The organism is Patescibacteria group bacterium (assembly GCA_041662965.1).
Classification (GTDB): domain Bacteria; phylum Patescibacteriota; class Patescibacteriia; order Patescibacteriales; family GWC2-42-12; genus JACPHD01.
On sequence record JBAZRI010000003.1, the window covers coordinates 134,692 to 149,059 of the forward strand.

A 14,368-nucleotide genomic window follows, 5' to 3' on the forward strand; every position below is an offset into this window, starting at 1 on the left:
TTTTATCTTTTCGCGCCTGAATAAGCTATGGCTCTAGTGATATCCCAATCCGCGGCGCTTTTCGGCGCAAAGCCGTAAATCGCTTTAAAACTTTTAATCGCCGCTTTTTCACTGTCAGTATTTCTAACAACCGGCCTTAAACCGTAAGCCATAATAGTCACAGCGGCGTTGTCATTGGCTTGCCCCATATTGGACGCGCGCCTATAAACTTTTTTAAAAATTTCCGCCGCCTTAGCCTCGGCTAGCGATTTTTTTTGCGCCGGCCAGCGCCCATTGGCTATTTTTATTACATCCATCCATTCTTCTTTAGTAGTAGGCAGTTTGCCGAAAGTTGATTTATAAGAGCTCAAAACTCCGCCTCTTTCACCGGCTCCTAAAGTTAAAGTGGTCGGCGTGCCATAATGGATAAAATAAGCGATAGAATATCTTTTGTTAATATCTAAAACCGCTTTATCCATTATTTTCATATAAACGAGCTTGGAAGCTTCATCTAAATTAACCGATTGATTATTATTATATACCGTATTGCTTTCGTCGCCGCTTACCTGCTCTACTACCGCGCTTGTCTGGTTATATAAATTTTTATATTGCTGTCGCGTATTAGACGATGTGGCCTCTACTTCTGTGGCGGATGAGCCTAGTTTAGTTTGAATCTGTATTACCGCCGGAGAAGAATAATTAGGCTTCCGGTCATAGGCATAAATAGCATAATAATAATTTTTAGCGCCGCCGACATTTATATCAATATATTGCTGATCAACGCCTTCATATACCACCCTGCCGTCAGTTTTTGAAATTGGCTGGCTATTTTCCTTTCTTATAATAAGCACGCGGACAAAATCCGTATCGCTAGGATTCAGCCATTTAAGAGTAACTTGCTTATCTGTCGCGGTAGCGGTGAATTCTTTAGGCTGGACCGGTGGCGTATTATCATTAGACGAACCGCCCCCGCCTCCACCGCCACCGCCGCCTCCACCGCCACCGCCACCGCCGCTACTGTTAGCAAGAGTTCTGGCTGAAATAATATTAGAAAAAGCCGACCAATTAAGCGCTTCGTCAGAAGTTTTTATAGAAAAATAATAAGTAGTATCCGGATTCAAGCCAACTATGGTATATGTTTGTGTCGCCCCGGCCGCCTGCGGTGTTTGTTCGCCGTCAACCTGGATAACAGAACCCCAGTTAGCCTCGGTAATAGCTGCGGTTGAATAACGGATATCATAAGCGGAAGCTATGCCGGCGGCGCCATCATCTCCGGGAGCCGACCAAGTTAAATTTAGAGAAGTTTGGGAAATATTGGCAGCTGAAAAATTATTAATGGCCGAAGGCGCGGTTGTATCAGCGGCCGCAATCGCCTTACTTACCTCGCTGGCGGAGGAACTCTCGTTAGCTGAATTATCATAAGCTGACACGGAAAAATAATAAGTGGCGCCGTCGGTTAAATTATTAAAAACATAAGAAGTAACATTGCCAACATCGATTTTAGCCGAATAACCGCACATGGAACAAACCTTAGGGTCGGTTCCTGTCCGCGGCGAAGTGCCGTAATAAATTTTATAACCGGCTAAATCCGGTTCGGTATTGGCATTCCAATTTAAAGTAGCGGAACCGACCGCGAACGCGCTGTTAGCCAATAAAAAACCGGCCGAAAAAAAAGCCGACAGCAAGATGTAAAATAATTTTATGTTATTTTTTTTACCCATATTTTTGTTATTTAATATTTATATTCAACGGCTAAAAAATGATTTTAGCCAATCTATTTTTGAAATATGAGAAATAATTTTTTTACCCTCCTCGGAAAAACAGCTTTCCTGGTTGGCGGTATTATAGCTGGTAATGGAAAAATAATAAGTTCGGCCGCTAACCAAATTATTTAATTTATAATCCGTTGTTTTGCCGACGTCAATTTTTTCCGGATACCCGCCGGGCGGACAATTATTATCACGAAGCGAAGGGCCATAATAAATTCTATAGCCAGCTAAGTTGAATTCAGTGTTAGGGTTCCAGGAAAGCGTGGCTGACCCGGTTTTCGCCGGATAAAACCACCAAAAAATTCCAGCGAGCAAGAAAATGGCGGCGATAGCGGCGATTAGCGTTTTTTTGTTCACCATAATATTAAACCGCGCGAATTATATTTATCTTTATTGTACCACAAATCCGCTTGGCGCTGAAGGCGGGGTGGTATCGGCGCTAAGAGTACAAGATAAACCTTCAAATCTTCTTTGGGCAGGGATCTTGCTATACGCCGCCGTAGCGGGCTCTACGGGCGGCCAGGCCGACTCTGCGCACCACCAAGCTGGCTTGGCGGATAAATAAAGGGAGGCGGGCAGATCATTCCCCGTTATCCCTTGGCAAGGTTCGGAGCTTCCGCCGCAGGTTTTTTGGATATTATTTTTAAAATCATAGTTCTGATGAAGAGCCACGGTCGAATAGACTTGAGGATCTAAATGCGTAAAATAATAGTCGGGACGAGTTATCGCCTCTCCGGCTTGCGCGTCTACATATTCACTATTGCCACTATTGGGGTAGCCAAACCTAAAAATAGCTGCTTCCTCAATCCAGGGGTGTCCCGACAATCGAATATAGGTTGATGGCGTCCAGCTGGAATCACCTAGCAAATTTCCTATAATATTATTCCAGTAGCTAAACTTCCCCATTTCTATCATTCTTCTCCAGCCGGTTCTCTGGGGATATGGATTAAGCCCGGTAAATCTGTTTCTAAATAATGTTACAAAAGCATTTGAACCGTGGTAATTGTCGCTGCTCCATGATCCGCCGTAATTGCCCTCCCATAAACTATACATTCTGCCGGCGCCATGATTATCCAAATAAGCCTCAAGTAAATATCCTGATGGCTGGGCATTTCTTGAATTAAAGGCCGCGGTCACTCCGGATGCGTTTAACGCGGTAACTCCCGGGATAAATCCGTCCGGATTGGTAGACACTACCGTAATCCAACCCATGCGGGCTTTCGTATTCATTACCTCCTGGCCAAAAATATCCAAATATCCCGGGACGCCATAAGTCGTCGCGGCCGCGGCAGAATCATAACCCAGGCTATTATTCGTTCCTGCCGTGATATTTATATTTCCCGCGGCGTCCACGTCAATTGCCCAAATACCGTATCTATTTCGCGGAACCGTTGCGCCGCTAAGAGGTATGCCCGCGGCTGATGCCGATTTAAAATAAGGAGTTGTATAATCGGTATTCGATAGCGGGCCCTTGTAATGAATATAATAAGTAAAACTACTCCAAGAAATATTTGTTGGATTAGTTGCGCTTCTGGCTATCTTCGGTCCGTCATTGCCAGTATAATCATTAATAAAAGAATAAAATCTTATCGGATTATGATCATAATTATAAGAATAAACATTGCCTGTTCCTCCAAAACTCCAAGGAGATTGCGCGCAAGCCCATAAATTATAGCAGTCATTATTTTCAACCACATTCAGGGTGGCATTATCAGCTATAAATATGCCATGATTTTCTCTCCATGAATTTCCATCATGTATGGTGTTGCCCGTTATCGTGTTCTGGAGGCCATCGTCAACAAGTACGCCTGCCCACATGAAATTTTTTATCTCTATGTTCCGTATCCATGAATAAGCCGTGTTTGACATAAGTATAACCTCGCCTGGATAGGTATTTGCTTCGTTAGCGCCCGACGCGGACGCGTCAATAGTAAGATCTTCCAATCCTATATATTGGTATGGCAGATATATAGAACCATAAACCGAAGCATAAGATCTGGCATAAGCGGAATTATGCGAGAAATCATAAGTTAGAGCCGGAGAAAAATGAACAGTGTTTCCTATAATACCTGAAATCATAACTATCTGTGTCGGTAAATTTTGGTAAGTATTATTACGTTCCCACATCCAAGTTTCTTTAGCGGCCGAGATCAATATTGTTTGGCCTACTGCTAAAGTACTAGTATCGCTAACGACAACAGCCGTAGAGCCCTTGGCCGCTCCGCTGGAGATGGCTCTGGTTTCCTGTGGCACGCCCCCGGATCTACCGGTGGAATCCAAATAGCCGCCCCTGCCCATTATAATATGATAATCATTGGCCGCCCTGGCATGGGTCGGCTGTAAAATAGTTACTCCTTTTCCCATGCCTCTTAAAACCACATGGCTTTTATAAATAGTTAGCTGCGAAGCTAAAGAAAATGTTCCGGCCGGCAATCTAACGACTTGATCCATCCCGGCTGACGTGATGGCGGCAGATATTGAAGCTGTCGTTACGGTCGCCCCTGCGCTCGTGCAAGTAGCCGGCGCCCCGGAACCACATAAAGCATTGCACTCGGTTGTCGTGCAATTTGTTGTCCGAGACGGAATGCCTCCTGGGACGCCAGCCTGCGTCCAATCTATTTTACGACTATCAGGAATAACCATGGAGGCGGCCTCGGAATTTTTTTTCATCGCGAAAATTCCTATCGCAATAATCAAAATATAAATTCCTATTTTAAATTTGTTCCTCATATTTTTTAATTAACAACTAGCCCGCTTGGCGCTGAAGGCGGGGTGGTATCGGAAATATTAACATTATAGCCTAACGTGCCAGCTAAAGTTGGATCGCAACTGCCGGTTAAGCCGGTCAGAGGGTGCGGACAAGCGTAAGCGGCATAAGTTGTCTCTAGGCCATTGCACGACAAAGGTATAGTGGCTCCATTACAAAAATCTCGATTTTCTTTGATATGATTATTTGCCATCCAGCGCGCATCACCCGAAGCGATTGCCAAGGGGTTGCATAATGTTTCGCTTGAATCCGAAACGCAGTTATTATTAACCATCGCATTAACCAATACTGGTAAATTATTTTGAATTTTTAAAGTGTTGTTCCAGAAGAGCGCCGGGCGGCTTGTTTGATTTTTCCCCATTCCTATCTGATCTCTGCAAGGATATCCTGTGCCATCAATATTCCCATCAACAGGCTGACAAGCACCGCTAATGCCTCCGCAGTCTGCGTCTGACGAACAATTCTTTACAGTTCCGGAAACGCATATTTTCTCTGTTATATTGTCGCACCATGTATCACGTTTTGACCACGATCTATAATTTGTTAGTGTAATACCTGAAGTAGGGCCGTAAAAAGGATAAGCTCCCGTGGAAATCATCTGATTATTATAAATATACCCCGTGCCTCCTCTATCTCCGAGAAGAGGCGAACCATAAGACGAGTTGGTATACATTATATTATTATAAACTTCCCAATGCCTATTTGCTCTGATAGTCCCAATATTATCGTGCCCACCGAAATAATATCCTGAAATATTATTATATCTGACGACTACTCTCGCCCCGTCCCAGTGATCCATCACCATATTTTGATATGATGGCTGCTTATTGGTCAATTTAGAATTTTCAAGATAAACCGCGTCAGCCGTGCCGAAGCTATCATCAGTTGACCATGATAAATTAGCAATGCCGGTATAAACAATAGAAAATTGCCCGTACCAATTAGAATCAATATTATCTATTAACCCATAAGTATCGCCAAAAATAAAAATAGCCCTGCCGTTGGGGTCAATATCGCTATCAAAGATAATATTATCAATTCTGAACCCGCCGCCAAGAGACGGCTTAGTGTCTCCTTTGACTAAAACTGCGGCGCCGTTACTGCCTAAAACTTTGCCCTTTGCGGTCAGATTGGTTAGCCTGAATTTTCTATTGGTTTTAGTCGTGACTGCCCATGAACTATTAGTTATAACTGTTCCTGTTTTGCTTGCGCCCTGGATTGTCAAACTTGTAACATTTGTCCAGTTTGTCATGTTAATAGGGATAATAGCGTCCCAGGTTACATCGCAATTAGGAATCAAGATAACGATTGCGCCGGATTTTGTTGCGGCATCGGCGACGCAGGCCGCCATATCCGAATCATCATATGGAGAATCAACCGTACCGATATTCATGCTCCAGGAGCAGGCGGTGCAGGCATTATTCAAAAGAAAAATACCCCAAAAAAATATTATAAAAAATAAAATTAGTTGTCTTAATTTTGCCATATTTTCTACTTTAATTAACAACTAGCCCGCTTGGCGCTGAAGGCGGGGTGGTATCGGCAGAAGCTCTTAATGGATGCGGATAAGTATAAGGAACATAGCCCGGTTTCGGCGTTGTTCCGCTGTTGTAGTAATCCCTGCCTTCAACCAGATGGGCGGTCTGCCCCGGACAAACATTATGCTGAACGAATCCAAAAGCGACCTCGTTAGTTCTGTTTATCCTGTCATTTTCCGTCGGATATAAAAAATTATTCCAAGCGTAAGCCGGATCAAGTTGTTGCGTATATGCTCCTTCGCTTCCCACAGTTGACACCCATTGAGGATTGTCCGTTGATCTGCCTATTTGATCACGGCAGGGATAGCCAGACATGCCGGGAGTATTGCCGTCCCAAGGAGAAGTCCCATCGCATTTTCCGCTGACTTCTTTGGCGGCGCAGCTGCGCTGTTCGTCTATCGCGATGGCCGGATAATTCCAGTCCCCAACCACCGAATTATTAAACCAGACTCCTGTCCCGGCCCTGATAAACCCAACTGTCCAGGTGCCATGAGAACCTTTTGTCCAGATATTATTATATACCTCCCATTTTCTACTTGCCCTGTTCCCACCCTGAACCGCGTGCGCCATAATATTCGCGTCTTGGATTCTATTGTATCTAAAAACATAATTGCCGCCGTAATTAGAATCCATGGCTTGTATCGTTTTACAGTTAGAATAAGTGAATTCGTTATCTTCAACATAAACCGCGTCCGCGGTCCCTAGGCCTAGCGGCCTGGCCCAAACTTCATTAGCCATAACAGCCGGACCGTTGGAAGCCACGGTTCTCACATTATGAAACTGATTATTATCTATTAGCCCTCTGACGGAGGCGGTATAACTGGCGCTGATTGGCAGAATCGCGGTCGGAGTAGTTCCGCTTAAACAAAGGCTTTCAAACCGACAATGATCAATCCTCCAATCCTGGCCGGTAGGCCTTAGCATACCCTCTTTAAAAGTGAACCCCGTAATTCTTGAACTATTATTAAATTCTATCAGCCTGTAATTGTTGGCATGGGATATTATTGTCTTTCCCATGCCTTGGCCTTGCAGGGTTATCGTTTTAGCGGCGGAAATAGTCACTGCCGCTGTCCATGAGTTTGGCGTTGTCCAAACACAGGAACCGGAAGGAACGGCGACAGTATCGCTGTTAGCCGCTAAATTAATGGCGGCCTGAACGTCGGCCTGCGAACAAGAAGCCGCGTCAATAGTCGCGGCTTTTGCCTTTTCCGTAAATATGAAAATTACAGAAGAAACTGCTAGGCATAATAAAATTTTAATTACTGCGGTTTTCATATTAATTTATAATTAACCCGCTCGGCGGCGCGGGCGGAGTAGTATCAGCTATAATAGTTAAGGGGTGAGGATAAGCGTAAGGAGTATATCCTGATGGCGTTGAATTAAAATAATCGCGTTCAGCTTGGATATGTATCATGGTATAGCACGTTCCCGCGCCGGCATCGCGGACCGTCGGGCTTATTACGATGCTATTATCCTTTGTATTATTCCACTGGTATAAAGGGCTGGATGTTTGATTAGGGCCTCTGCCAATCTGATCCCGGCAAGGCCAGCCATGGTAAGTCCCGGCCGGGAATGTATTCCCATCGCCTAATTGATTTATATTAGCAACCGTATTCCCGTCGCACCAATCTTTAGTATCATTTTGACATTGATTTACCGCGGAGGTAAAACAGGGAGACTCGCTGCATGAACGATAATTTTGCAGCCCGATCGCGTAGCGGTAATTACCCGTTATAGCATTATCATAAATATAAGCGGTTCCTCCCCGAAGATGGATAGCTTGAGTTGGATTGGCGCCATTATTAGAGATCTGATTATTATAAATTTCCATAGCCAGACAAGAGCGAGGCGAAGAATCGTATCCATGGCCGCCGATCTCCGTCCCTTTGACTATATTATGCCTAAAAACATATTTTGCTCCTCTTCCGCAATCTATCGCCCCATCCTGGAATGAATTTGTCTGTCCGTAAACTGCCGAAAAATCAAATATTGAATCTTCAATAAATACCCAATCGCTTCCGCCCCAATTAATATCTTGCGACCAGGCGTCGTTCTTGGTGACCGCGTCATCAGCGCCCATAATAATTACCGGAGAGGCTGACGTGCTACCGAGTTTATTATATGAAAAATGATCTATTAATCCGCTAGGATGAGGATAGCTGGCCGTAGTGCTTTGAACCATTATCGCTCGAGTAACTCCGGTCATCGCGCTGGCGTTAAAGGCAATATGGTCTATTCTCCAATTTTTGCAATTTCCTCTTATGGCTATTGAGGCGTTAGTCCTTGAAGATGACCGATTAATGGTCATACCGGATAGCCGCAAATTATCAGCGCAGGCGTCTGTCCAAAATAACGCGCTGGCCCAAGTATCGCTGATATTGTCCATAATAACCGTTTGTCCGATTCCAGCTCCTATTATAAAAATGGCTTTATTATTTATTGTGACTCCGTTTGTCCATACGCATTCGCCCGTTGACATTAAAATAGAGTCTCCGCTTACCGCCGAATTAACCGCCGTTTGCACATCAACCTGCTCACAGCTTGGCTGGCCGCTGGCGTCAACCACATTAATTGTCGCCGCTTGTGAATTTTCCGCCAAAGAAAAAATTCCAAGAAGAACCGCTGTAAAAAACAAAATTTTAGTCATTCCAATTTTCATTTTAATTTACAGTTAACCCGCTGGGTGGTGCGGGCGGAGTGGCGTCGGATATATTTACATTATATCCGGATATGCCCGAGATATCTGAATCACATCTTCCGGTTAAACCGGCTAAAGGGTGAGGACAAGCGTAGGTGTTATACACTGGCATTCCGGCTGGCGGGTCTTTTGTATCGCTCATGAAATAATCTACGCCAGATTGTATAACGTCAGGCAAGGTAAACGATACTCCGCAGACAGCCGCGCAAACAGAAGTTGACGACCACGTTATGGCTACGGGCGAGCCTCCTTTAGTGTTGTTCCATAAATAATATGGTTCGCTACCGGCTGATTTTGGATCAATTCCCACTCCGATTTGGTCCGTTACCGGATAATTGCCGGGGCAATTGCAATGGTCTGTTTCTCCACCGCAATTGCCAAAACCATTTGACGTATAACAATAATCAGTAAGACCCAGGCTACCGCCTAAAACAGTAGATTGTATAATATTATTAAAAATTCTGCCGGTACCTCCGCGAATTTCCATAGCTCGCCAAGATCCTGTTCCCGATGAATATGTCCATAAATTATTATATATTTCCATATGTCTGACGCCGCGAGGGGGGCTATTGCTAGCTAGCCCGTGACCATCGGCTTTCATTGCTCCGTTTATTATGTTATATCGGATAACGCACCTGCTATTAGAATTGCAATCAGCAACTTGCCCAGGACCATTAAAGATATTATTTTCTATAAATAAATTATTCTCTCCTCCGATAGAATCAGCCGTTTGCCATGAATTAGACGGGCCTCTAGCAAAGATAAGTTCTGCGAAGGCTCCAGTCGATATATTATTATTATCAATTAATCCGTAAACATTGCCCACATAAACAAAATACCCTGCGCCATTTCCCCCATTAAAATCTATATCGGTTATTCTCCAGCCATTAACAGCGCCCGTTGAAAAAGCAGCAACCGGATTAGCGCTTGAGCCGTTAATGGTCATGCTTTTGACGGTAGCCGCGGCGCTTATTCGAATTACAGCATTTGTCCATATGCCTCCCGTATCAGATAGAGTAATTATTGTTTGACCTTGCCCTGCGCCTTGAAGCGTTATCGCTTTATTCACGGAAAGATATGTTCTATCTGCGCCCCAAGCACAATCACCTGCCGGAATAGCGATAATATCACCGGAAGAAGCGGCATCAATCGTTCTTTGCACATCAACCTGCTGGCAACTTGGCTGGCCGCTGGCGTCAACCACATTAATTGTCGCCGCCCGCGAACTTTCTGTTATTCCAAAAACACCAAAAAATATTATGGTTAAAAAAAATAATTTTACTTTATTGGATTTCATATCTTTTAATTAACGCTTAATCCTGTCGGCGGCGCGGGCGGAGTGGCATCGGCAGAGACAGAGGCTCTTAGCGGATGCGGATAAGTATAGGGAGTATAGCCAGGCTTAACGGCATTATTGTAAAAATCCCGGCCTGCTAGAAGATGGGCGGTTTCTGCCGGGCAAGCATCTTTAACGTCAAACCCGAAAGCAACGCCGTTGGTTTTATTTATCTTGTCGGCTTCCGTCGGATACATAAAATTATTCCAAGCGTAAGCCGGATCAAGTTGTTGCGTATACGCTCCTTCACTGCCAACAGTAGACACCCATTGAGGATTGTCCGTTGATCTGCCTATCTGATCGCGGCAGGGATAGCCAGACATGCCGGGAGTATTGCCGTCCCAAGGAGAAGTTCCGTCGCATTTTCCGCTGACTTGCACATCATCCCTGCAGCTGCGCTGTTCGTCTATAATTATTGTTGGAAAATGCCACAATCCCGGTCCCCACCCTTGTCTGCCGACAGCCGTATTGTTAAACACGACGCCTGTCCCGGCCCTGATAAAACCGAAAGAATACGCGTTAGCGCTTTCCGGAGTCGTAAACCAAAAATTATTATATACTTCCCATTTTCTAGTCGCCCTATTCGCTCCTTGGACCGCGTGCGCCATTATATTCGCGTCTTGAAGCCTATTATACCTAAAAACATAAGAACCCCCATAATTAGCATCTAATATCAGCCCACTGCTGCAATCGGAAAAAAATTCATTGTCCTCTACGTAAACCGCTTCGGCTGTTCCTAAATCAAGCGGCCTGGCCCAAGCCCAATTAGTTATCATAGACGGCCCGCCTACCGCTAAAATTTTAATATTGTGAAATTGATTATTATCTATTAATCCCTTAACCAGTTCCGAGTAGTTCGCGTTTTTTGCGCTTATCCCGACTAAGTTATGAGTGCAAGGCGTATTGCCTTCAAACCGATTATGGTCAATTCGCCAGTCTCTGCCCGTAATATCTAGCTGGCTTTTTAAAAAAGTAAAACCGGTAATTCTTACCCCGTTGCCGTTGCTTTCCAGAGTTGAATTATATCCTGATTCAGTTTTGGTTATTATAAAAATTATAACAGTCTTCCCGATGCCTTGGCCTTGCAGCGTTATTTGTTTACCAGACGGAATCTCTACCGCCCCTGACCACGCCTTAGTTGCTTCCCAAGTACAGTTTCCCGCCGGTACCAAAACCGTATCGCCATTCGTTGCCGAATTAACCGCCGTTTGCACGTCCGCCTGCTCGCAGCTTGGCTGGCCGTTGGCGTTAACCACATTAATTGTTGCCGCTTGGGAATTTTTCGCGAAAATTAAAATTCCAAAAAAAACTCCTACGCAAAGAAAAGTTTTAATTAATGTGTTCTTCATTTCAATTGACGATTAGCCCGCTCGGCGGCGCCGGTGGGATGGCGTCGGCAGAGGCTCTTAAAGGATGCGGATAAGTATAGGGAGTATAGCCATAATACGCGTTATCTCCCGCCGGATTAAATATCATCGTGCCAAGCGTTGGATATATGCTCCCGTCTGTCGGATAGCTGCCCGAGGCTCCATTCGCGCCCGTGAATATTTCTTTTCCATGGGTGCAAATATTGCCATAAGCGTCTGTGGCGTCCGATGCTCCGCAAGGCGCGTGAAGAAAATAATCTCTGTCTTTGACTATAATTTCATTGCAAGTCCCAATTTTAGATCCGGTACAGCACGAATAAGGGCTGCCAATCGCAGTACATTCTGAATTTCTTGGAGCTATTGCCATAGACGACTCCGAATTCATCGCCGCGCCGTCATAAGTGTTATTCCAGATAAAAGTATTGTGGACTTGATCCTCCGCCGGCCAAAGAGTTCTAGCCGGGTTCCATTGGCCGCCATCGTATTCCTCTTCTCTTAGGTAAAAACGGGGAGAATATTTAACTTTGCCGATTATTTGATTATTATAAATCAAATTTGCCGAACCTCTTACCGTCGCTAAAAAATCTATTCTTTTCCCTTCTATTATATTATTATAAATCTCTACTACCGACTGTCCCCTCCGGCAGCCATTTCCTTGCTGCCAATATCCATTAGCGCAGCCGGCGGCGGCGCTGCCATGGGTCATAATCGGAGAAATAGTTCTCGCGTCCCCAAATGAAATATCGGTTCCGTCAAAATGATTATAACGAATAACTAACTTCCCCCCGTTATAAGTTCCTATTTTCTCGTTAGTATAGGTAGCGGAATAATTAGCATCATCTATAAAATAATTGTCTTCTATAAATAAAGCGTCCGCCGTCCCGGCCGCCATGGAATTCCATGAAGCGTCTGCTTGCTCCCTACTTCCCGCCGAGTAAGAAATCGCCTTATTTCCATTATAAAAATAATTATTGTTAATAACTCCCTTGGACCCGGTAACCCATACTTGAGCGATACCGCCGTGATTAAAAACATTATAATCTATGCGCAAATTATCCAAAGAAGCATTTAAGACAATAACCGCGTAATTCGGAGTCCAATTTATCATTTCAAAATAAAATCCGGTTATCCGCGTAATACTGCTTGAATTAAATCCGTGAATATAAAAAAAGCCTTCGGGCATGCTCCCGCCGGCTATTAGCTTTGTCCCTCCGGCTCCGGAGCCCGCGCCTATAACGCTTAACGGCTTGCCTACGGCTATGCTTGAAGGCCAGGCGCATTCACCCGCCGGCACTAAAACCGTATCGCCGGCCGCCGCCGAATTTATCGCTGTTCGCACGTCCGCCTGCGAACAAGAAGCCGCGTCAATCGTCGCGGCTTTTAAATTATCGGCAAAGCTAAAAATTTCAGAAAAGATCGCTATAAAAAAAATTATAGCCAGAATAATTAATTTTTCTTTTGATTTGTAATCCACATTTAATTTTTTAATTCGCGTTTATGATTTTTCGGCTCCAGACCCGTGCCCGCCATGCCGGCGCTTATTTTCTTCCACTAATTTAATTATAATATTCCTTATTTCCTCCGGATTATCAATCTGCCTAAAGGCAAACCGCTGAACTTCGCCGGCCGTTTGCACATGCACATCGCCGAACCTGAAAATAAATTGGAAAAAACCCTTGAGTTCGCTGGTTACATCCTGAACCTGGAATAATTTTAACTCCGCGACCGTGCGCGAAAAAAAACCTTCCTGTCTGACGTCAATTATCCTTTGGTCGGTTATTATCCAAATGTCCAGATAATAATCAATGAAAGAAAAAAAGAAAAACAGCCAGATAAATAAAACATATCCGCTGACCGCCAAAGCAATCAGCGGAAGAGAAATTTCGCCCAGCAATAAATTAGCATAAAGGTTAAGCATTAAAAAGCCGACTAAAGCCGGCAAGCCGATTAAAGCGGCGGTTAAAATCAATTTGGTAAGCAAAATAAAGCCGTCTTTTCTTAAAATTTTTATTATTTTTTCATCAGGCAATTTGCCTGGCAATTTATAGCTTAGCATAATATTTATTATAAATTTAAAATTTAATGGCCGTAGAGCTTTGCCCGCTATTAAATTTTAAATTTATACCTTATATTTTTTGAAAATATTAAAAACTTTTTCTAAAAAAGTTTTTAAAGATTTAAAAATTATTAACGCCGAAAGCGCCGGCGCCGCCCTGGAGGATCGTTAAGCCGACGCTCCAGTCTATTTGGCTTAAATATTGATAAGACAAATATAAAATTATTATTGAACCGGCGATATAAGTAAAAGTGATAAAAAAAGTTGTAAAATTAATTTGGCCGTATTTTATCATATGGAAAAGCGCGATTAAGCTGAAAATCAGCCAAACAAAAACGAATAGCAAATATAAAAACAAAAAAGCGATTAAAGGAATAGTCATAAGTTAATTTCTAATTTTTAATTGTTCGAAAATTGAAAATTCTATACCATCTTATCCTGCCCCTTCTTTTTCCTGCCAAGGTGTTTATAGGCCGTATCCGTGGCCACGCGGCCACGCGGCGTCCGGTCTAAAAAACCGAGCTGCATTAAATACGGCTCATAGACTTCTTCTACCGTGGCGATATCTTCAGCCGTGGAGGCGGCGATAGCCGAAAGTCCGACCGGGCCGCCGCCGAATTTATCAATAATCACTTCTAAAATTTTCCTGTCCACCCAATCAAGCCCAAGTTCGTCAACTTCCAATAAATGGAAAGCCTTTAAGCAATGGTCTAAATTTATGCCGCCGTCGCCTTCGACCTGGCAATAATCGCGCACTCTTTTTAAAAGCCGGTTGGCGACCCTGGGCGTGCGCCGCGAGCGCTTGGCGATTTCCTCGGCCGGTTCGGCCGGTAAACTGATTTTTAAAATTTTGGCGCT

The 14,368-nt window shown here is 44.1% G+C and carries 12 protein-coding genes; all 12 read right to left on the bottom strand.

Translation table 11 applies throughout. The features are described 5' to 3' along the window. Positions 1–2: 2 nt before the first annotated feature. Complete coding sequence (locus WC639_02845; GenBank protein MFA6306714.1) at positions 3–1,700, bottom strand: fibronectin type III domain-containing protein; 1,698 nt, start codon at positions 1,698–1,700, stop codon at positions 3–5. 24 nt (positions 1,701–1,724) lie between these two features. Beyond that, positions 1,725–2,108, bottom strand: a complete 384-nt coding sequence (locus tag WC639_02850; GenBank protein ID MFA6306715.1) for a fibronectin type III domain-containing protein — start codon at positions 2,106–2,108, stop codon at positions 1,725–1,727. A 30-nt stretch (positions 2,109–2,138) separates the two neighbouring features. Next, positions 2,139–4,478: a right-handed parallel beta-helix repeat-containing protein gene (locus WC639_02855; protein ID MFA6306716.1), complete on the bottom strand. Its 2,340-nt coding sequence runs from the start codon at positions 4,476–4,478 to the stop codon at positions 2,139–2,141. Between the two features lie 5 nt (positions 4,479–4,483). Next, the gene (locus WC639_02860; GenBank protein MFA6306717.1) at positions 4,484–6,001 is read right to left on the bottom strand and encodes a hypothetical protein; all 1,518 of its coding nucleotides are present in this window, start codon (positions 5,999–6,001) and stop codon (positions 4,484–4,486) included. 10 nt (positions 6,002–6,011) lie between these two features. After that, positions 6,012–7,328, bottom strand: coding sequence for a hypothetical protein (locus WC639_02865; protein ID MFA6306718.1), 1,317 nt, complete (start codon positions 7,326–7,328; stop codon positions 6,012–6,014). A 1-nt stretch (position 7,329) separates the two neighbouring features. Then, positions 7,330–8,700 (bottom strand): hypothetical protein, encoded by a 1,371-nt coding sequence (locus WC639_02870; protein MFA6306719.1) that lies wholly within the window; start codon positions 8,698–8,700, stop codon positions 7,330–7,332. Positions 8,701–8,713: 13 nt separating this feature from the next. Then, entirely contained in the window at positions 8,714–10,048 is a 1,335-nt protein-coding gene (locus WC639_02875; GenBank protein MFA6306720.1) for a hypothetical protein, read from the bottom strand. Positions 10,049–10,053: 5 nt separating this feature from the next. Next, positions 10,054–11,436, bottom strand: coding sequence for a hypothetical protein (locus WC639_02880; GenBank protein ID MFA6306721.1), 1,383 nt, complete (start codon positions 11,434–11,436; stop codon positions 10,054–10,056). A 1-nt stretch (position 11,437) separates the two neighbouring features. After that, positions 11,438–12,928 carry a hypothetical protein gene (locus WC639_02885; GenBank protein ID MFA6306722.1) on the bottom strand — a complete coding sequence of 497 codons (1,491 nt, stop codon included), beginning with the start codon at positions 12,926–12,928 and terminating at the stop codon, positions 11,438–11,440. Positions 12,929–12,949: 21 nt separating this feature from the next. Further along, positions 12,950–13,510: a PH domain-containing protein gene (locus WC639_02890; protein MFA6306723.1), complete on the bottom strand. Its 561-nt coding sequence runs from the start codon at positions 13,508–13,510 to the stop codon at positions 12,950–12,952. 121 nt (positions 13,511–13,631) lie between these two features. Continuing rightward, positions 13,632–13,892 (bottom strand): hypothetical protein, encoded by a 261-nt coding sequence (locus tag WC639_02895; GenBank protein MFA6306724.1) that lies wholly within the window; start codon positions 13,890–13,892, stop codon positions 13,632–13,634. A 41-nt stretch (positions 13,893–13,933) separates the two neighbouring features. Then, positions 13,934–14,368, bottom strand: a 435-nt coding sequence (locus tag WC639_02900) for a Holliday junction DNA helicase RuvB C-terminal domain-containing protein (GenBank protein MFA6306725.1), incomplete at its 5' end; no start/stop codon positions are given.